At 63.3% G+C, this 20,040-nt stretch carries 17 protein-coding genes; 7 read left to right on the top strand and 10 right to left on the bottom strand.

The features are described 5' to 3' along the window. Positions 1–92: 92 nt before the first annotated feature. Complete coding sequence (locus DL899_RS10635) at positions 93–416, bottom strand: DUF736 domain-containing protein (protein WP_111734329.1); 324 nt, start codon at positions 414–416, stop codon at positions 93–95. Between the two features lie 758 nt (positions 417–1,174). On the opposite strand from DL899_RS10635, the gene DL899_RS10620 reads away from it, so the two are divergent. The 5 genes from DL899_RS10620 (at position 1,175) to DL899_RS10600 (ending at position 5,637) form a co-directional block, all read left to right on the top strand. Next, entirely contained in the window at positions 1,175–2,323 is a 1,149-nt protein-coding gene (locus DL899_RS10620) for a DUF3800 domain-containing protein (protein WP_111734327.1), read from the top strand. A gap of 68 nt (positions 2,324–2,391) precedes the next feature. Then, entirely contained in the window at positions 2,392–3,528 is a 1,137-nt protein-coding gene (locus tag DL899_RS10615; RefSeq protein ID WP_111734326.1) for a radical SAM protein, read from the top strand. Next, entirely contained in the window at positions 3,525–4,106 is a 582-nt protein-coding gene (locus DL899_RS10610) for a 3'-5' exonuclease (RefSeq protein ID WP_204355296.1), read from the top strand. The genes DL899_RS10615 and DL899_RS10610 overlap by 4 nt, the downstream gene beginning before the upstream one ends. Then, the gene (locus DL899_RS10605) at positions 4,103–4,690 is read left to right on the top strand and encodes an AAA family ATPase (RefSeq protein WP_111734324.1); all 588 of its coding nucleotides are present in this window, start codon (positions 4,103–4,105) and stop codon (positions 4,688–4,690) included. Before DL899_RS10610 ends, DL899_RS10605 begins: the two co-directional genes overlap by 4 nt. 2 nt (positions 4,691–4,692) lie before the next feature. Continuing rightward, entirely contained in the window at positions 4,693–5,637 is a 945-nt protein-coding gene (locus DL899_RS10600) for an aldo/keto reductase (RefSeq protein ID WP_111734323.1), read from the top strand. Between the two features lie 221 nt (positions 5,638–5,858). On the opposite strand, the gene DL899_RS10595 is transcribed toward DL899_RS10600, so the two are convergent. From DL899_RS10595 to DL899_RS10585, 3 genes are all read right to left on the bottom strand, one after another. Continuing rightward, positions 5,859–6,785, bottom strand: coding sequence for a DUF2493 domain-containing protein (locus tag DL899_RS10595; protein WP_111734322.1), 927 nt, complete (start codon positions 6,783–6,785; stop codon positions 5,859–5,861). 347 nt (positions 6,786–7,132) lie between these two features. Continuing rightward, on the bottom strand, positions 7,133–8,179 hold the full coding sequence (locus DL899_RS10590; protein WP_111734321.1) for a DUF7146 domain-containing protein: 1,047 nt from the start codon (positions 8,177–8,179) through the stop codon (positions 7,133–7,135). Continuing rightward, on the bottom strand, positions 8,179–12,501 hold the full coding sequence (locus DL899_RS10585) for a strawberry notch-like NTP hydrolase domain-containing protein (protein ID WP_111734320.1): 4,323 nt from the start codon (positions 12,499–12,501) through the stop codon (positions 8,179–8,181). The genes DL899_RS10590 and DL899_RS10585 overlap by 1 nt, the downstream gene beginning before the upstream one ends. Before the next feature lie 233 nt (positions 12,502–12,734). Here DL899_RS10585 and DL899_RS10580 point away from each other — a divergent pair, with 233 nt between their 5' ends. After that, on the top strand, positions 12,735–14,279 hold the full coding sequence (locus DL899_RS10580; RefSeq protein WP_111734319.1) for a Fic family protein: 1,545 nt from the start codon (positions 12,735–12,737) through the stop codon (positions 14,277–14,279). A gap of 11 nt (positions 14,280–14,290) precedes the next feature. Here DL899_RS10580 and DL899_RS10575 read toward each other — a convergent pair whose 3' ends face one another. From DL899_RS10575 to DL899_RS19640, 4 genes are all read right to left on the bottom strand, one after another. Continuing rightward, positions 14,291–14,935, bottom strand: a complete 645-nt coding sequence (locus tag DL899_RS10575; protein WP_111734318.1) for an antitoxin of toxin-antitoxin stability system — start codon at positions 14,933–14,935, stop codon at positions 14,291–14,293. Beyond that, a complete protein-coding gene (locus DL899_RS10570; protein WP_111734368.1) occupies positions 14,928–15,344 on the bottom strand; it encodes a hypothetical protein in 417 nt (138 codons plus the stop codon). The genes DL899_RS10575 and DL899_RS10570 overlap by 8 nt, the downstream gene beginning before the upstream one ends. A 65-nt stretch (positions 15,345–15,409) precedes the next feature. Beyond that, the gene (locus DL899_RS10565; RefSeq protein WP_162685554.1) at positions 15,410–15,958 is read right to left on the bottom strand and encodes a hypothetical protein; all 549 of its coding nucleotides are present in this window, start codon (positions 15,956–15,958) and stop codon (positions 15,410–15,412) included. Positions 15,959–16,155: 197 nt separating this feature from the next. After that, on the bottom strand, positions 16,156–16,320 hold the full coding sequence (locus tag DL899_RS19640) for a hypothetical protein (protein ID WP_111734316.1): 165 nt from the start codon (positions 16,318–16,320) through the stop codon (positions 16,156–16,158). A 391-nt stretch (positions 16,321–16,711) separates the two neighbouring features. Between DL899_RS19640 and DL899_RS10555 the strand changes: the two genes are divergently transcribed. Beyond that, positions 16,712–17,110, top strand: a complete 399-nt coding sequence (locus tag DL899_RS10555) for a DUF4160 domain-containing protein (protein ID WP_111734315.1) — start codon at positions 16,712–16,714, stop codon at positions 17,108–17,110. A gap of 165 nt (positions 17,111–17,275) precedes the next feature. Here the strand turns inward: DL899_RS10555 and DL899_RS10550 are convergent, their stop codons facing one another. Both DL899_RS10550 and DL899_RS10545 read right to left on the bottom strand, forming a co-directional pair. Continuing rightward, a complete protein-coding gene (locus DL899_RS10550) occupies positions 17,276–19,399 on the bottom strand; it encodes a ParB/RepB/Spo0J family partition protein (protein WP_111734314.1) in 2,124 nt (707 codons plus the stop codon). Positions 19,400–19,509: 110 nt separating this feature from the next. Then, positions 19,510–19,998 (bottom strand): JAB domain-containing protein, encoded by a 489-nt coding sequence (locus DL899_RS10545; protein ID WP_111734313.1) that lies wholly within the window; start codon positions 19,996–19,998, stop codon positions 19,510–19,512. Positions 19,999–20,040: the final 42 nt, after the last annotated feature.

Below are 20,040 nucleotides of genomic sequence, written 5' to 3'. Positions count from 1 at the left end.
TTTCGTCTTGGAACCGCCGAACGGGAAAACTGATTCGGTTGCCCGGTTTGGCGGGCGGGCCCCGGCCTGTCGGCCGGGGCCTCACGGCGCCGCTACTCGCTGCGGCGACCGTTGGGGCGGGACCAGATCAGCGCGTAGCTTTCGCCGTCTTCGTCGTCGAAGAGGTTGGCGTAGATCGGGGCGGTGAAGCTCGGATCGTCGAGCTTGAGGCCCAGATAGTCGCGGCCCTCGCCCGAGTGCTTGGACCAGGCGGCGCCGATCTCGGCGCGGCCGACCAGAACCCGGTGGCTGGGGGCGTTCTCGCCGGTGGCGCGGGTGTCGGGGACGATGCGCACGCCCTTGGCCTGGACGCTGAGGGTGACGATTTCGCCGGTGAATTCGTTGCCGGTCTTCTTGAAGGTGCCGATGGTCGCCATGTTAAGTCTCCGTTTTCCGTTTCCGGGTCCGCACCATTGCGGCCCGATGGCGATCGACAGGCCGGAGACGACCGGCGGCGCACCCCCGGCCTGCCGGGGGCCGGACAGCACAGGCAGAACTTTCTTGTTTCGCGCGGAATGGGCGCAGCCCAGGGGAAGAAAGTTATGGCGGCGCTGTTGCGCCAAGCCGGTCGAGGCACAGCCGGTCTTCGGCCAGATCAGGCCATTGAAAGGTCCGTATGGAGCGGACATGGACGGGTCAGAACGGAGACGATGGCGACCACAGGTACCCGTCAGCCTGACCGGTCTTTCCACCGGCGGGTTTCCTCACTTGCGGCCGGCCATGCGCATCGTTTTCCCTGCGCGCTCGCCGGCGACGTCCCTGATCACAGGTGCGGGTTGCCACTCGAACGGGCCGCCCCCCCCACCGCACGACCACGTCCTCGATGCCTGCCTCGTGCCGATCCGCATACCGCCCAATACCAGCATGCGAATGACCGGGATGCTGCGTTGCCACATTTGTCCAAACGTTCTTGCGATGAGTGGCGCAGTGTAACGCGCGTGATGGATGCCATAATGCCACGGGTGCTACAGAACTCATAAGACCAAGGGTGTGCAGCTCCCCACGGACCTCGGGAATTCAACCGGATCGAACTGGGCAGTTGAAAGTGCAATGGCTACTAGCTGGTCAAATGATCAACGATCGTTCAGGTTGGAGCAAGTGACTTTTCGAACAGGCATAAGAGGGCCGTCAAACCATGGGACAGACAGAATCGTTCATCGACCGTGCCCATTCTGCGCCCTTGGTATACTATATCGATGAAAGCGGAAATACTGGCGATCTGACCAAGGCAGGGGGCGAAACCTATGGCTTTGAGCAGCGTATGTTCACGCTTGCCGCTGTGGGCTGCGACCTCGACGATGCGTTCATGGAGAGGTTCAATGTCCTCAGGACAGCGCATCGCATCCAATCTCCAGAAGTAAAATCTCGACAAGCCTATGAACGGCCACAATTCGTCTCCGACCTTCTCGATCTGCTCGAGGAGCGCGGTTGCCCGATCTTCATCGAGGCCGTTGACAAACACTATTTCGTTATCGCGAATATCATAGATCGGATCGTCGTTCCCTATCTCGGGGCATGCGACGTTCAGCCGCGCTCGCTATGGATAAAGGGGGTGATGGCGGATCATATGGCGATTTACGGGCCGCCTGAGTTAGCCCAGGCCTTCGTCGCTTGCTGCCAGAGCCGTGATTACGCCGAGGTCCGCGACTTCTACAAGCAGATCATCCGGTGGGCTCAGACAAGCCAGCTTCCAACTGAAGGGGTTGCCGATGCTTTCGTCCGCTTTACCCGCGACAGCCTCAAGGATTTTCGAAAGCTGCCGAAGGCAAAGGCGGTGGAGAATGCACTGCCAATCCCGGACACCTCACCAAAGGGCAAGCTGCTATGGGTCTTGCCAAATCTGACATCCTTCACCCACGTTTATGCCCGGATCAACCGCTTCCTAGAAAAGCAGGTCTCGGGCGTGACGCTCTTCCATGACGAGCAGCTTCAGTTCGGAGACGTCCTGCGCCAGAATAAGGGGGTGATGGAGAGTTTCAACGCTCTAAACATACAGCTGCCGCTAAAGACGGCGGATTTCGAGTTCTCAGCATCTGCGGAGCTCGAGTTCGTTTGCTCTCACGACAGCATCGGCATTCAGATTGCCGATGTCCTCGCTGGCTTTGTGTCTAGATACATCCAGCAGGCTGTCTGGGGTGGAATAGCGATGGACGCTAACAGAATGGCCATATTTAACCGAATTGTAGATACCGGTGAGCGCGAGCGGGGTACTGGGATGAACATCGTAGCCCCAGAAAGTCTGCTCCGTTTTCTCGGCATAGCGCCACGAGCAAATTATATATAACCGTCATTACGGGATAGAAATATCCGCCCTTCTGGCGAAAAGGACACGGGATTGAGGAGGAAGTTGCAATGGAAGCGGTTGGCGATCTGGAGCGGGAAAGGCATCTTAGAAAGGCGCCCAGGAACCTACCGGCCTCCCTTCGCAATGTCGTAGAATACCGAAAGTCCGGCCTCAGTCTGAACCACGTTGTCGGTTGCCCGCTCGATTGCGGCTACTGCGTACGGCATATGTTCGACAACTTCGAGATGAAGCGGCCCCACCTCGTGATGGATGATGAAGAGGCTGTGAGCGCGTTGATCTCGCATTGGGCATTTGTCCCACATGTCACCCCCGTCCAGATATTCAATCGCGCGACTGACCCCTTTCTGCCTCTCGTGAAGCAGCACATGCTGCACACTCTCGAACTGCTCGATGGGCATGGGTTTGGAAATCACGTGCTAGTAATCACCCGCTGGAAGGTCACGCCTGAGGATGCCGAGCGACTTGAGCGCCTACGTCATCTCAAGGTCACGGTTCTAGTGACCTGGTCTGGCATCGCGGACCCACGTCTCGAACCGGTCGATAGCGTAATCGCGGAAAGGTCGCTTGAAGTACTTTGTAAGCATGCCAGCCGTACAAAGAGGATCCTCTACTGGCGCCCGATAATAGCCGGTGTGAACGACACCGATGAATGTATCGCCAGGGCCAGTGCGCTGTCGCGCTTCGCAGACGCCACCGTATTCACAGGCCTGTTTCATCGGGAGCAAATCCGCGCACACTTTCGCTCCGCAGGCGTCGAAGATCTCTATCATGACGTGCCTAGGCGCAAGATCCTCCCGCGCGTGGTCGAGCAACACATCCTGCGCCGATACTTTGGCGCTCCGATTTTCCGCAAGACATCTTGTGGTATCGCCTACGCGTACGGCGAAGCCGATTACAACGGTCATTATGGCATCCGGGAGATATGCGACATCTGCCCGTCGGGCCAGATCGAGATCTGCGCAGCGGGGCATCGGAGGCCCTCACCCGACCGGCTGTCATCGCTCGTCCAGATGGTCGGTCTTGACCCTGGGCGGGTTGAAATAGCTGCAGGAAAGGTGATTGTTGAGGACAGCACCGAGCAGCAGCGCTATTTTATCCAGCATTCCCTGGGATTCCAGGTGCATGATCGTACACAGCCGCATCTGCCTGAGCGACACGGCCGCGCCGAGGAGGGCTGGAGTTGAACGAGATAATGTGGGCTGTCGATGTTGAGGGCAGCGGGAAATCCCCCCCTGAGATCGTCGAGCTGGCGATCGCCGAGATGAAGGGGCTGACCCTAACCGGGCGCCGCAAGCATTGGCGCTTTAAGCCGAAGAAGGGAATCTCCCCGATGGCGTCCCACATCCATGGGATCTGGGACGATGACGTGGTCGATGCGCCGGATATCGAGGATGTGGCAGATGACGTGTTATTGTGGCTCGAGGACAAAGCCATCGTCGGTCATAACGTCAAGGTCGAGGTAGACATCCTCAGCCACGCGCTTGAAGGATGGGAACCCACAGCGGCCTATGACACGTTGAAGATCGCGCGGCGCCTACTCCCCGCGGAGGAAAAGCATGGGCTGGAGTACCTCGGGTCCGCGCTGGGCCTGAGCCCCCTGGCTGAGAAAATCACCGGCGGGAAGAGCCACTCTGCTCCCTTTGATGCGGTGTTGTCAGCTATCCTTCTGGACCACATGCTGCGTGACCGGACAGAGGAAGACCAGCGAGCGATCCTTGCCGGTGCGGACATTCTCGATGGCGCCCAGGGCTCGTTTCTATGAGACGCTCACCATTCCGCATTGCGGTCGCAGGAACGCATTCCACCGGCAAGACGACCTTCCTAAAACGTCTGAAGGCGTTGTTCGAGCAGCGCGGGCTTGCCGTGGCCTACGTTCACGACAGCGCGGTCAATGCCCAGGACAAAGGCTTCCCGATCCTTGCAGACCATACCTTTGAAAGCACGGCCTGGCTGATAGCCAGGGCCATCGAACTGGAAACTGAGGCCACCATCTCGGCAGACGTCATCCTCGTGGACCGTCCTGTTGCGGACGCTCTCGGATACCTTCAGGCGGCGCTCCTGCACACCTCCAGGTCGATAGCACCCGCCCGCTTACAGGCACTGGAGCGGATCTGCGAGGCCTGGGCGCCCGAATACGACCTCGCCTTCGTGACGGTCCTTGATCCATCCGTCGAACTCGGTGAGGGGCGGGACGGGGATGAGCTTTTCCGCGCCAGGGCCGCCGAGGAGGTGACCCGAGTAGTCGACAGGTTCATGCCCGACCGCCACCTTCTGCGCCATGGCGGCGCGGACGCAGCCTTGGCGTTCGCCATCGCAGCTTTCGACGATAAACACCGCGGAGTCTGATTATGGCCCGCGAGCAGAATGATCCTGCCAAGATCGCCGAAGCCCGGGCGATCGCCCTTGCGGGAAAGCGCCGCATTGGCCTCGGCTGCATGGCGCTGACCGGGATTTATGGCGCCGTTGGCCGTGAGCAAGCCGTCGCAACAATCACCGCAGCCCTAGATAACGGTGTGACGCTTTTTGACACGGCTCCGCTGTATGGCAACGGCGCGAACGAAAAATTGTTGGGCGAAGTGCTCTGCGGCCTCCCCAATGCGACCATCGTCACCAAGTTCGGCCTCTATTCCGATGCTGGGGGCAGTCTATATCGCGATAGTCGGCCCGAAGCGATCAGGCAATCGGTCGAGACCTCATTGAGACGCCTGAAGCGCGATCGCCTCGACCTTCTGCTCCAGCATCGCAGCGATCCCGATACGCCTGACGACGATGTTCAGGCCTGCATCGAGGATTTGATCTCCGCGGGCAAGGTGGGCGAGTTCGGGCTCTCCAGCGTTTCTGCCGACCAAATCGCAGGACGGCCGGTGGCACACACCCTTGGGGCTGTGCAGAACGAGCTTTCTTTGGTGACCGGCCAGAAGATCGAGGAAGTCGCTGCCGCCATGGCGCGGGGCGCCTGCTTCATGGCCTTCTCCCCATTGGGTAGGGGTATCCTGACAGGCTCAAAGCCTTCACAGCCAGATGATCTCAGGACATCAATGGTGGCTTTTGCGCAGCGCTCTACGAGCGGGCACCCGCATCGCGATGGTTATGGTGTCGAAATGGAAGTTGGGGAGTTGGTCTCCGCGCGCCGGGCGTTAGCATGGGTTCTGGCTCAGGGAGCCAACGTCGTTGCGATTCCCGGCTGTCGATCCCCGAGCCAAGTTTCAGTGATTTTTGATGATCTCGATGGTCCTACCACGGTCCGTGCCCCTTTCATCCAGGACAAGATCGCTCAGAACGCGTCAGACTGAAGGCACCTTGTATGCCGTGAGCTGAATCTCCTGCGGTTAGGGACCTCTCCTTAGTGAATGAACGGATGATAGGTTCCCAAGAACTGCCTCGGGAATGGCGGCGGCGAGTGCGGAAGAGCGGATGCTGTGAATGATGGCAACCCGGTCGGGCTCCATCAACCGGGCAGCCCGGAGACGGCCCCAAACCTGCCGTTCCAGTGTGTTTTAAAGAATGGCAGCGCTCACGCGCTGCCCTCCGCCAAGCGGTATACCGGGATGCCCATCTTGCGGGCCTTGTCGGCGAGGTTTTCCTGAATGCCGGTGCCGGGGAAGATGATGACCCCGATCGGCATGGTATCGAGCATCCGGTCGTTGCGCTTGAAGGGCGCGGCCTTGGCGTGTTTGGTCCAGTCAGGCTTGAAGGCGACCTGCGGCACCTTGCGGTTGTTGGCCCAAGTGGCGGCGATGCGTTCGGCGCCTTTCGGGCTGCCGCCGTGCAGAAGCACCATGTCGGGGTGCTTGGCGTGCACCTGATCGAGCCTGGCCCAGATCGTGCGGTGATCGGTGGTGTCGCCGCCCGAGAAGGCGATCTTCGGCCCGGCGGGTAGCAGTACCTCGTTGTCGGCCCTGCGCTTTGCGGCGATGAAGTCGCGGCTGTCGATCATGGCCGAGGTCATCTGTCGATGGTTGACCCGAGAGCCGGAGCGTTGCGACCAGGGCGTGCCGGTGGTGCGCAGATAGATGTCGGCGGCGGTTTCGCGGAAAGTCTCCATGCTGTCGCGGCGCTCGATCAGGTTTTGCCCGATGCCGATGAGGGTCTCCAACTGGACCGATTTGACTTCGCTGCCGTCCTGTTCGCGCTGAAGGCGCTTCTGGGCCTGCTCGTTGTCATCGAGTTTGCGTTCGATCCGTTCCACGGCGCGATGGAAGGTGTTGACGGTGGACCACATGATCTCGTCGAGGTCGAAATCGAGGCTGGTATCGACCATGGTGGAAATCAGGGCATCGAAGATGTCGGCAACCGCGCCCCGGATGGCGGTGTCCTCTGGCGTGATCCGGGGATCGGCCTCGCCCTCGGCGGGACGGTAGCCGTAGAGTTCAAGCTCTTCGATAACATGGCCGGTGGGAGATGTGCTGTGATCGGGTTCGAATTCGTCATGGGCAAACATGGGATGTGTCCTTCGGCTGGACCGCGACCGTCGCGGCCTTCATGGCGACGACAAGCCCACGGGCGCTCCGGTCTGGCAGCCCGAGCCTTCTGCGAGGGCCTTGATGGCAAAGCCCGACTGATTTGCTTCGCGCTGTAAAGGCGGGGGAGACGGGGTCCCCACGCGACCTGTCGCGTGGGGTGGCGGGCCGCCGACGGAAATCAGTCGGGCGGCGCCATTGCCGGGCCGGAGCGTTTGTGGGCCGCTCGCCCTCTCAGAAGGCCAAGGCGCGGTCCTCCTGCCGATGACAGGATGTAGCCCTCCGCGCATGACCGGATCAGAGCTTCCCGATCCCGGCCCCGTGCCGGCTATGGCGTCAGGGCCATGAAGCGGACAACGTCCTCGGGGGCGATCTGCACCCGGATCTGCGCCCGAAGCGCCTCCAGTCCGAAGCTGACGAGATCGTCGTTGAAATCCCCCAGCATGGGCGAAAGCGTGATGGCCTCGATCCCGGCCTCGATGGCCCGGTCCACCAGGCTGTCCCGTGCGGCGTCGCCTGCCGGATCGTTGTCGCGGACGAAATAGAGCCTGCGCAGATGCGGCGGGAATAGGACAGCAGCGAGATGTCCGGCCGAGAGTGCGGAGACCATCGGCATGATCGGCAATGCCTGCCGCAGCGAGAGGATGGTCTCGATCCCCTCGCCCGCTGCCATGACATCCTGCGCCTTGCCAAACCGGACGGCGTTTCCGAGCAGGTCTCCCCTTGCCTTTCTCGGCGGATCGAGCGGCGCCTTGCCGGAGCCGTCGCGGATGAGCCAGGTGCGATGCGCGCCGGTGATCTTGCCATCGAGGTCGGTGACGGCGGCAATCATGGCGGGCCAGGTTTCTGTCGGCCCATCGCCCTCGGGTCGCCAGTAGCAGGTCGGATGGAACCGCAGATTTGCGGTTCCGCTTAAATCCGTAATGCCGCGTCCGCGCAAATACGTCTCCGCGAGGCTGCCGATCAACGGCCGGGTCATGTGCCAGAGGCGGCGTGCGGCTTCGGACGATCCGGATGGTGCCGGCGGCGTTCGAGACTTGCGGGAGTGAGGCTCCGGTTCGGGATGCGGCAGGCTGAGGAAGCGTCGTGCTTCCTCAGCAACGTCGGCAAAATCGATGAGGCCGAGGCTTTCGCCGATCACGTCGAGCAGATCGCCATGTTCCCCGCTCTGCGCATCGGTCCATTTGCCGGCCGCGCCCTTGCCCGATACCGGCCCGGTCAGACGGACGAACATGGAGCGACCGGGACTGTTCTGCACATCGCCGACCTGCCAGTAATTGCCCTGCTTGCGCCCGTTCGAGAGATAGTAGCGGCACACCGCCTCGGCCTCTCGGCCGAGACGCTGCGCCAATTCGGCAGCGTTGAGGCGTGTCATCACGCGGCCTCCCGCTCGGAAATGCGCTCGACCGGGAAGCGGTCGAGCAGTCTGCCGATGATCTCCGGCCCGGCTTCCCCGACCGGAACGAAGAAGCGGAGCTTCCAGGAGATGATCTCGCTGAAGAGACCATAGGTTCGCAGGCGCTCGCGCATGGTATCGGTGAAGCCGGTCAGTTCGATCCGGTTCGCGCCCATGACACGCGAGCGTCGCAGCTGCAGCCCCTCGGCGAGATCAAGGATCGTGCGCCCCGCGATCAGCGCGGCATAGGCCTCGCCTGGGGTGATGCTGGTCGCAACCCCGCTAGCGGCGGCATTGGCCGCCCAAGCGGGTGAGACACGACGGCCGATGACGCGTTCGCCCTCATCGGTCTGAAGCCGGTAGACCCGGGAGGACTCCTGCGGCAGGCGCTTCCAGATCGGCAGCAGGAGCCCGGTCACCATGTGCAGGATGCTGTCGGTGAACTCCGGCACTTCGTACAGCTCGGCCCGCCATGCTGAGGCGAAGGCAGCGCGCTCGGCCTCGACCCAGTGGGTCTCGCCCATTGCCCGCACGGGCATGTTCATCGCATCCATCGGCCGGATCAGCCGCACGCGGCGTTCGATCTCGCCGTCATCGAGCATGACGCTGGTGGTCGGGACCAGCACAGCAGCCCGTCCGGATCGCTCGTTGATGAGCAATCTTGCGCGGGGATCATACTGTTCAGCCAAGGCCGCATCCAGCGTGATGGGCTGATTGCGCTTGCGCTCGGTCAGAGTCAGGAGCCGGGTTTCCGCACCGGTTCCCGGATGGGTGTGGATCACCTGTCGGTCGGTGACAATGAAGCTTTCGGCGCGAAGCGTCTCCAGCCCCATGTCATAGGTGCCCGATGCAATGGCGCCGTCGATGCGCGCCTGCAGAAGCTGCTCGAAGGCCGAGAACAGGATGCCCTGCATCTCGATGGTCAGCGCCAGAAGGCGGTTGAGAAAAGTGGTGATCGGCGGCAGATCGTCCTTGATCCCATTGCTGTCCATCAGTTTGAGACCGGTAGCGGATTCAAACCTCTCCAGCGAGCAGCCCTCGACCTTGCCGCGCACGATCAGCAGATAGAGCTGGCGTAGCGCATCGCGAGCGTAGGCGGATTCCAGATTGTCCTCGGGCCGGAACAGGCCCTGTCCGCCGGTCTGGCGCTGGCCGCGGGTGATCGCGCCGAGCGTGTCGAGACGACGCGCGATCGTGCTGAGGAAGCGCTTCTCGGCTTTGACGTCCGTGGCGATGGGCCGGAACAGCGGTGGTTGCGCCTGATTGGTGCGGTTTGTGCGCCCCAGCCCCTGAATGGCGGTGTCGGCCTTCCAGCCCGGTTCCAGCAGGTAATGCACCCGCAGCCGCTGGTTCCGCGCCGAGAGCTCCGCATGATAGCTGCGCCCGGTGCCCCCCGCATCCGAGAAGACCAGAATGCGCTTCTGATCATCCATGAAGGCCGAGGTCTCTGCCAGGTTTGCGGAGGGCGCACGGTTCTCGACCGCCAGACGCGCCGATGCGCCATCGCCCTTGCGCACGATCCGGCGCGAGCGGCCGGTGACCTCCGCCACCAGATCGGTGCCAAAGCGCTGGACGATCTGGTCGAGCGCCCCCGGAACCGGCGGCAACGAGCCGAGCTGTTCGAGCATCTCGTTCCGCCGGGCCACGGCTTCGCGGCTCTCGACCGGCTGACCGTCCCGGAACACCGGCCGCGAGGAGAGATTGCCCTCGCTGTCGGTGAAGGGTTCGTAGAGTTGCACCGGGAAGGAATGCTGCAGGTACGAGCCGACATACTCCCTCGGCGTGACATCGACGGAAATATCGTTGCATTCCCCGGTCGGGATCTCGGCCAGTCGCCGTTCCATCAGCGCCTCGCCGGTCGAGACGATCTGGATGACGGCCGCATGGCCCGCCGCCAGATCGGCTTCGATGGACCGGATCAGGGTCGGGGTTTTCATCGAGGTCAGCAGATGGCCGAAGAAACGCTGCTTGGTGCTCTCGAAAGCCGAGCGCGCGGCGGATTTGGCCCGCCGATTTAGCGTGCCTTCACTGCCGGTGATGTTGGCCGCCTCCATCGCCGCGTCCAGGTTTCCATGGATCACGGCGAACGCCGCAGCGCAAGCGTCATAGATGCGGCGCTGCTCATCCGTGAGCTTGTGCTCGACCAGCTCGTATTCCACGCCGTCATAGGAGAGCGAGCGCGCGGTATAGAGGCCGAGAGAACGCAAATCGCGAGCCAGCACTTCCATGGCCGCCACGCCGCCGGCCTCGATCGCCTCGACGAACTCGGCACGGGTCTGAAACGGGAAATCCTCGCCACCCCAGAGGCCGAGCCGCTGCGCATAGGCAAGGTTGTGAACCGTGGTGGCCCCGGTTGCCGAGACATAGACCACGCGCGCATCCGGCAGGGCATGCTGGAGCCGCAGGCCTGCGCGTCCCTGTTGCGAGGCGGCGATATCACCGCGGTCTCCCTTGCCGCCACCGGCATTCTGCATCGCGTGGCTCTCGTCGAAAATGATGACCCCATCGAAATCGGTGCCCAACCATTCGACGATCTGCTTGACGCGCGAAACCTTCTCGCCCCGGTCATCGGAGCGTAGCGTGGCATAGGTAGTGAACAGGATGCCTTCCGACAGCGTGATCGGCTTGCCCTGCGGGAAGCGCGAGAGTGGCGTTACCAGCAGTCGCTCCATGCCGAGCGCCGACCAGTCGCGCTGCGCGTCCTCGATCAGCTTGTCGGACTTGCTGATCCAGACCGCCTTGCGGCGGCCACGCAGCCAGTTGTCGAGGATGATCCCGGCCGACTGACGGCCCTTGCCGGCGCCGGTGCCGTCACCGAGCATGAAGCCCCGGCGGAAGCGGACAGCTCCGGCGGCATCCTCGGCGGCGGCGCGCACGTTGTCGAAATGTTCGTCCACGGTCCATGCGCCGGCGAGGTGATCGGCATGGGCTTCCCCTGCATAGATCACCGTCTCCAACTGCGCGTCCGACAGGCGGGTACGGATGTCGGCGGGCAGCATGGGCCGGTAGGAAGGCTTCGGCGGTGCGATCGAGGCCATGGCAACGGATTGCACCAGCCTGGTCGGGTGCGGCTCGGCGCCGGGAATGCGCAGCGATTGCAGCGCATATTCCTCATAGATAGCGTCGGACAGGTGAGCGCCTTCCGGTGGCGTCCAATCCACAGTCTCATAGGCAAGTTTGACGCCATCGGGATCGTGGGCGGGAGCAGCGGCAGGCCGCACCGCTGTCGCGCGGGCCAGATAGCCTCGCACGGTCTTCGGCGCGGCGGTCGAAGCGGGCACGACGATCTTCGGCAATGATACCGGCGAACGCTGTGGGACATGCGCCTCGATCCATTCGATCAGCGTGGCAACATCGGGCGCGATACCCGGTGAGGCAGGAAAACCCGCCGGATCGTCGGCGGGCAGCTTGTCGATGACGGTCAGCCGCGTGTCGATCGGGGTGCCGTGCTTTGCATAGACCGCGCCATCGACGGCGGCGGTGAACGCCACACGGCCACGGGCCTGCAAGCGGATGAAAGCGTCCCGCCATGCCGGAGCTTCGGGGCCAAAGCCTGCACCGGTGATCGTCACCAACCGACCGCCCGGAGCAAGGCGGGCCAGCGCCGAGGCGACATGACGATATGCAGCATCCGCCATCCGTCCCTCGACATTGGCCATGACCGAGAAAGGTGGGTTCATCAGAACCACGGACGGCATGGCGTCCGTGGTCAGATAGTCGTCGATCTGGGCGGCGTCGAACCGGGTGACGGGAAAGGCCGGAAAGAGGGAAGAGAGAAGATCGGCGCGGGTCTCGGCGAGTTCGTTGAGGATCAGCGAACCGCCGACGCTCTGGGCCAGGATCGCCATAAGGCCGGTACCGGCCGAGGGTTCCAGCACCACGTCATCAGGCGTGACCCAGGCCGCCGCCAGCGCGGCAAGGCCGAGAGGCAGAGGCGTGCTGAACTGCTGGAAGCTCTGACTTTCTTCGGAGCGGCGGGTCTGCGTCGGTAGTAACCCCGCGATCTTAGCCAGAGGACTGAGCCGGGACGCCGGAGAGGCGGCTTTGCGGAACAGCGCCTTTCCGTATTTGCGCAGTAACAGAACCGTGGCGACCTCGCAGGCCTCATAGGCGAGCTTCCAGTCCCAGGCGCCGGTGGCGTCGGACGCGCCGAAAGCGGTCTCCATGGCGCTTCGCAGGGCCGCGGTATCGACGCGCTGGCCGCGTTCGAGATGGGGAAGGAGGAGATTGGCGGCGGCCAGGATCGCGGGTGCGGCGCCGAGCGGCGTGACCGGATCGATCACGGGAGACGAGATGTTCATGTCGGAGATCCTCGGAGAGCTGGAGGGACAAGCCCGGACGGCGCTCTCTCTCGACCACCCGGACTCAACCCGTCCCGGCCCCTCTCTGACTCGGCCCCTCATGCCCCATCACCTCGCAGACCCGAGGGCGACAGCGCTCCACCATCAACTTTCGCAGGGCCTCGTTGATTGTAATCGATATTCATGAGATACACCGACTTAAGATCAATCATCGGGACCGAGAACTGAATTTCATGGAACAGGCGCAAAGGAATCCGTTTTCAGGTGCCGTCACCGTTTTTCACGAGCGCTGGCTCCCCGAGGAGGCCACACCTGCGGGCTATGCTGCGCTGATCGATGCCTATGCGCTCGCAACGCCCCTGCCCCGGACACTTTCCGCCATCGGCCCACGTCACAAGGTCTACGCGGCCGACGGCTGGCGCCTCTACACGCCCCGCCATGAACCCGAGGCGAGCCTCATCGGTCACCTGACCTTCGCGCTGCGCTACGAGGGGCTGGATCTCGCAGTTCTCAAGCGGCTGTTCAAGGCAACCGGCCCGGAGCCGATCCAGGCCATTGTCGAGGCCGCCCCGACGGGCAGCTACGCGCGCAGGATCTGGTTCCTCTATGAGTGGCTCCTCGGCGCGGAATTGGATCTGCCCGACGCCACGCGCGGCAATTACGCGCCCGTGGTCGATGCCAGGCTCCAATGGGATGCAGAGGGCGCCCCCTCGCCGCGCCACCGGGTCCGCAACAACCTGCCCGGCACCCCGGATTTTTGCCCGATGATCTTCCGCACTCCGGCAATCGAGGCTTTCATCGCCCGCGATCTGGCGGCCGAGGCCCGTGCGGTGCTGGCCGAGGTGCCCGCCGATCTGCTGGCGCGCACGGCGGCCTTCCTGCTGCTCAAGGATTCACGGTCGAGTTTCCAGATCGAAGGCGAGAACCCGCCCCAGGATCGTATCCGGCGGTGGGGCCAGATCATCGGTGAAGCCGGGCGCCATCCGATCGACCGGGCAGAACTCGAACGCCTGCAACGCATCGTCATCGGCGATGCCCGCTTCGTCCATCTGGGCCTGCGGCAGGAGGGCGGGTTCATTGGAGAGCACGACCGCGCGACCGGCGCCCCCCTGCCCGATCACGTCAGCGCCCGGCATGAAGACCTGCCTGCGCTGATCGCCGGGCTCGAAGCGTTCGACCGCGACGTCGCCCCGGGGCTCGACCCTGTTCTGGCCGCCGCCGGCCTCGCCTTCGGCTTCGTCTATATCCACCCGTTCGAGGACGGCAACGGGCGCCTTCATCGCTACCTGATCCACCACGTGCTTGCTGCACGCGGCTTCAATCCGCCCGGGCTGGTCTTCCCGGTGTCGGCGGTGATCCTCGAACGGATCGAGGCGTACCGACAGGTGCTCGAGAGTTATTCGCGTCGACTGCTGCCCCATGTCAGCTGGCGCCCAACCGATCGCGGAAACGTCGAGGTGCTGAACGACACCGGCGACTTCTATCGCTTCTTCGATGCCACGCCCCATGCCGAGTTCCTCTTCGCCTGCGTGGCCCAGACAATCGACCATGACCTGCCAGCAGAGACCCGGTTCCTGCGTGCCTATGACGGGTTCAAGTCCCGCGTCTCGGGCCTGATCGACATGCCGGACCGCGTGCTCGACCTGCTGTTTCGCTTCCTGCACCAGAACGGTGGCAGGCTTTCCGGACGCGCCAGAGCGAAGGAATTCGCCGCTCTGACCGACGCGGAGGCTGACCGGATCGAAGCTATCTTTGCGGAGTTGCAGGACGAGTTCTGAGGCGTTGCACCTCACCCGAACCGCTGCCCCGCCTCGGTGAACGTGTAGCCGTTGGCGATGATGGCCTCATCGACAACGTCATCCGAGGACAGATAATCGTATTCGCGCTCGAGCTGGCGGTAGAGCCAGCGAGCCAGATCACGCAGTGCCTCAATTATGGTGTCCTCGGCATCGGCGGTCATGTGCTGATATGTCGGACTGTCACGCTCGACCGAGATCCCCATGCAATGTTCGTGACGATAATGGCCGCGATGGCTGGCCTCGGCGCGAAGCTGGTAGAAATTGCGCCGCTGGATCGCCTGCAGGGCATCGGCGATGCAGTGCAGTTCGGTGTCCTTAGGCGCATATTCCCGGATCAGGCGCGGCGCGCCCTTGCGGTAGGCATAGAAAGTCTCGAAGCAGGCACCATCGCCCTGGCTCCAGAAGCCCCGGAACCAGATGCAGGGGTCTTGCCGTGTGCCGCCGCCTATTAACCGGACGGTTCGGGTCTCGAGGTTCAGCCCTAGGATTTCGGCTACGCGCTGGAAATCCTCATAGACGGCATCGTACCAGTCATCGCCGAAGCCACCCTCACAATACCAGACGCGGGCTTTGTCCCTGGCTGCGTCGGAAAGCTCGTCGAGGCGATAGACAGTGATCTCGATGACCTCACTCATAGGGATTGCCTCCCCCCAGCACGATGGCAAGCCAGCCGTCCGTGTAGAACCAGTCCACAGTCTCTCCGGTGGCGAGGTCGAGCACATGGGCGCCTCCGCCGAACCCGTCCACACGCGGCTTCGAGCAGGTGTTGGCGTATTGCATCCCCCAAAGGCCGGTCAGCCCGAACTCCTTCGCGCAGCATTTGACGAACTGGATGACATGCTCAGGATCGCCGGTGCCATCATCGCGCATCCAGAGCTGGGTTCCGCCATGCTCGGGTTGAATAGAAAGCAGAAACCCGTCCGAAGGCGGATCTTCGGCGGCATTGTCATCCGCCAGAGCGTTGTAGAGATCGAGCGCGCGGGCAGCGTTTTCGGGGGTGCCCACGTCAAGCAGGCAAGAAAAGCGTGTGAAATAGTCAGCCATGATGGTCTCCGGGCATGACATGGCCCGGAGTGACACCGGGCCGAATGGGATGGAAAGGGTGAAGCTCAGGCGGCCTGTGGCAGGTGGAGCAGATCGGCCGCGGTCTCGCGCCAGAAGGGATCAACCAACCGTGCCTCAAGCGCAGCGGCGCGGTAACGCAGCCGTATCGCATCACCGGGCTCCGAGGCTCGGAATGCCATACCGCGCATTCGCCTGGCCTCGGTCACAATCCTGCGTGCCTCGGCATCGGATGCGACCGGCTGTTGCCAGAGAATAATGCCGGCGCGGATTTCACCGGCGAGGACCAGGCGCTGATCTCGGTCCTGAATGAGCATGATGCGCGGCTGAAAATACGGAAAGCTATTCGGCCCCGTGCAAATCTCACCACGCGACATGCGCAAGACTGCGGCCTGGATGGCCTCTTCCGGTGACGGGCATTCTCCAAGCGGGATCACGCGGTCGAAACTGTTCGCCGCGTCACTGGCGTCATAGCTGGCGACGCCGAGGCAAGAGATGCGCAGCGGCAGCTTTTGCGACCGAAAAAGCGCGGGCAGAACATCGGCCACCAGAATCTGGCCGATGGAGCGGAAGGTTTCGGAACGGGCAAAGGTCATCGGGATCACTCCATGACGGGCGCCGGTGAGCCTCTCTCTCCAGCCCTTAACCCGTCACTGCCGAACGGCCCGCACTCTTCCTCTCTGACCGGGCTTATTCCCGGTTCCGCTGCCGACGATGGGGATCATCGCAAGGCTGAAGGCCCGAAGCGCGGGCTACCGCGCTCGGGCCGTTTGGGATGAGGCGCTGTCGCGCCTCAGGCCCATGGATCCAGTTCCAGCTTCACCATGTCCTCATCGCCGGCGAACTCGTCGGCGGGCATGGCGCCGTGGGTTCCGTCCCCGGCCTGGAACACGACGATCACGACCATCAGAGTGGTGGCGAGGCTGGCGGCGAAAGCGGTGGCATCTGCATAGGACATCGGGATTGGCTCCTGTCACTGGAGGCGGGGGACCATCCCCCGCGCTGACCAGGCGCCCGACGTGTCTGACCGGTTCTGCACTCACCCTCGGGCGTTCGGACTTTTTCCGAATCCCCGAGGGCGGCACGTATGCGTAAGCCGACCCCTCCGGGGTTGAATGTCAAAGAGACGGATCAGACCAAGGTTAGCGAATGGAAGCGGGGGTGGTGTCTTGCATCCGACAGGATGCCGGATACCCGTCGCAGATGCTCTGCCGCGCCAGCCTTGCCACCATGCTGGCATCAGGATCGTGTTCCCTTCAAGCCAGAGATGGCTGCCGCTTGCCAATATGCGATAATGACTGTCTCTATGGTGAAATTGGAACCGTAACTGTGGGTTCGAGGGAAAGTGCATGTCAAAAAGAGAGATTGCAGTGCCGGCCGAACTGATCAAGGAACTCGAAGAGAGCTTCTTTCAGGGGCCTATGCTCAATGAGGGCGGTCTTCGGAATTTGAACGAGGAGCAGGTCGCTCGCATCAATAAGATGTCCGTCAAGATCTGGCCTGACGAGCACCCGCCGCCGCACTTCCATGTAAAATTCGCTGGCGAGGATGCGAGCTTCGGCATTGCCGATTGTAAGCGCCTACCGAATGTGAAGGGGCTTGAAAAGTTCGAGCACAACATCAAGGCTTGGTGGAAGGACAACCTGTGCAGGCTAGTCGACGTCTGGAATTCCACCAGGCCCTCAGACTGTCAGGTCGGCGCTATCCCTGTTCCACCGGAGTGCGCACCAAGTAGTGAGACCGCCTGAAGATTGGCGACGCACCTGCGGCTATGTGTCGTGAACAGTCCCGCAGCCCAGTCCGCTTTGACCCGCTAGCCATTCGGAAGCAGACGGGCCGAAAACTACTCCGAAGCAGACATTGGCCGCTAACAAGGTGGTATGCGGGGCGACCGACGCCGCCCCGCATGCGTGCTATTCCGCAGCGACCATATGCTGATCCTCCTCATCGTCAGCCGGGTCGTCCTCGCCATCGCCGGAGAGGAAATCGGGCAGATCGTCGGCTTCCGCCGCAGCGCCCGATGCCGGATCGACTTCGATACCTTCATCCACCATGCGCAGCGGCTCAGGCAGCCAGCCGGATTCGGCCAGCAGGCGTTCGGCTTCCTTGGCCATGTCGCCCTTCTTGAGGTGCCCGATGAGATCGGCGGCCCTGTCTCCGGCCCCTTCGCGCACGGCTTCCAAGATCCGCGGCTTGGTCACGCGGCCGAGATAGTTGCCGACGGTCGGCCGCCAGCCCACGGCCACCATGTCGAGCCTGGTTGCCCGCGCCAGCCTGTCGGCCTGGGACAGGCGCACATCGAGCCCGTGCTGGCTGACGCCCATGCCGCCATAGGGGGTGGGCTTCTCGTGCAGGGCGTTGACGCCAAAACTGATGCAATGGGCGAGCAACTCCATCCGGGTGTCGTCGTCCTGGTCGACCAGCCAGTCCCAGAGCGCCGCATCGTCGGCCGGGATATGATCGCCCCAGCGTTCGTGCCGCTCGGCGATGGCGCGCGCCGAGACACTTTCGCCGAGGTCGTCGGCTTGTGCCGGGAAATGAACCTCCCGGACATGGGCCTCGAGGCACCCCCTGGTGGAATGCGGCAGGAAGCAATCGGTGACCAGCCGATGCAGCAGCGCCGTCATGGCGACATGCGGGTTCGCCGCCACGGCATCCCGGAGCGCCAGCGTGCGATGCGCGGTCAGCTCGCTGACGAGGCGGTCGGGCAGAGGCCGGGTGGTTTCGGTCTCATCCTCCTCCTCTTCGGTCGCCGTGCCGCCCACCGTGATGACAGCGCGCGGCATACCACCGGACTCGCTGCCCTCGGGAGAACAACCATCGGTACCCTCCCCTTCCTGACCGTCCACCGCCTCGTCGTCGGCACGGACATAGCCGCGCTCGACGGCGAACTGGCCGTCGTGGCGAATGCTGACGAAGGCACCGGCCTTCGCCATCTGGTCCGCGTCATAGCGCATCGGCCGGGCCTCGAAGGCCTCCAGCGCCTCCTCGATCTCCCCGAGCCGCGTATCCACCTTGTCGGGCAATTCGTCGGCCTCGGCATATTCCGCCTCCAGCGCGTCGAACTCGTCCCGCAGCTTCTCACGCTCGGCACGCTCCTCGTCAGTCAGGTCGATGGTGGTGCCGGCCAGACGGCGCATGCCGCTGGTATGGCCATAGGGGAAGTCCACGGCGACCTCGATCCACTTCCAGCCCTCGGCGGCGATGGTTTCTGCCTCGGCCTTCAGCTTCTCGGCCGACAGCCTCTCGAGCAGCACCAGGTCTTGAAGCCAGCCGCCATCGTCCTGCTGGAAAAGATCGCGCAGCACATAACCGCCCGCCGCCTCGTAAGTCTCAATGCCGACGAAGAGCGCCCGTTTGTCGGAGGCCCGCACCGTGGTCTCGGTCAGCATGCGACGGATGGTATAGGGCTCCTTCTGCCAGCTATCCTTGATCGCCTCCCAGACCTGTTCCTGGCGGGCATGGTTGTCGGAGACGGTGAAGGCCATGAGCTGTTCCAGCGTCATGCCGTCCTCGGCATAGACGTCGAGCAGCGCCGGCGAGGCCGAGACCAGGCGCAGGCGCTGCTTCACCACCTTGGCGTCGACGAAGAAGGCGGCGGCGATTTCCTCCTCGCTCATGCCCTTCTCGCGCAGCACCTGGAAGGCGCGGAACTGATCGAGCGGATGCAGCGGGGCGCGCTCGATATTCTCGGCCAGCGACACCTCGTCGATCAGGATGTCGTCACTGGCCTCCGAGACGACACAGGGCACCGGCGTGGTCTTGTTGAGGCGCTTCTGTTTGACCAAAAGCTCCAGCGCACGGTAGCGGCGGCCGCCAGCCGGCACCTCAAAGAGGCCGGTTTCCTGCCCTTCGGCGTCGAGCTCGGGCCGGACATGCAAGGACTGGATCAGCCCGCGGCGGGCGATGGACTCGGCCAGTTCCTCGACCGAGATGCCGGCCTTCACGCGCCGGACGTTGGACTGGCTGAGCACCAGCTTGTTGAAGGGGATGTCGCGCGAGGACGACAGGGTGATTTTCTGCGTGGCAGTGGCCATGTCAGGGTCTCCATGACGGACGCCGGGGAGCCTCTCTCTCCGGCAACCAGCCCGTCACGAAACCCCCGCCCTCCTTTCCCTCTCATGGGCCGACGTAGCGCGCGGCCCCATCAGAGATCACCGCGGGCGCGCAAGCTGGTCTCCCGGCCGGCGCCGGTGATGATGTGGTCGTGCAGTATCACCCCCAGGGACACACAGGCGTTTCGGATTTCCTTGGTCATCGCGAGGTCGGCGGCTGAGGGCTCGGGATCGCCGGCCGGATGATTATGGACGATGATCAGCGCCGAGGCATTGAGCGCCAGGCAGCGCCGCAGCACCTCCCGGGGATAGACCGGGACATGATCGACCGTGCCGATGGCGAGGCACTCGTCGGAGATCAGCCGGTTCCTCCGGTCGAGATAGAGGACATGGAAGCGCTCCACATTGCCCCTTATAGTGAGGGCGCAATAGTCGAGCACCCCCTGCCAGGACGACAGGACCGGGTTCTGGTTGAGATGGCGCAGCAGGATCTGCCGGGCCTCGTAGACCACGGCCTGCTCCTGGGCGGAGAACCGGAGCGGCTGTGCTTCGATGGCGGATGTTCTCGTGTTTCGTGTCATGGTGCTGTTCTCCGACGGGCAGCCGGCCGGGCGCCGAACTTT

This window comes from Roseovarius amoyensis (genome assembly GCF_003260265.1).
Classification (GTDB): domain Bacteria; phylum Pseudomonadota; class Alphaproteobacteria; order Rhodobacterales; family Rhodobacteraceae; genus Roseovarius; species Roseovarius amoyensis.
This window is presented reverse-complemented; position numbering and strand designations above follow the sequence as displayed.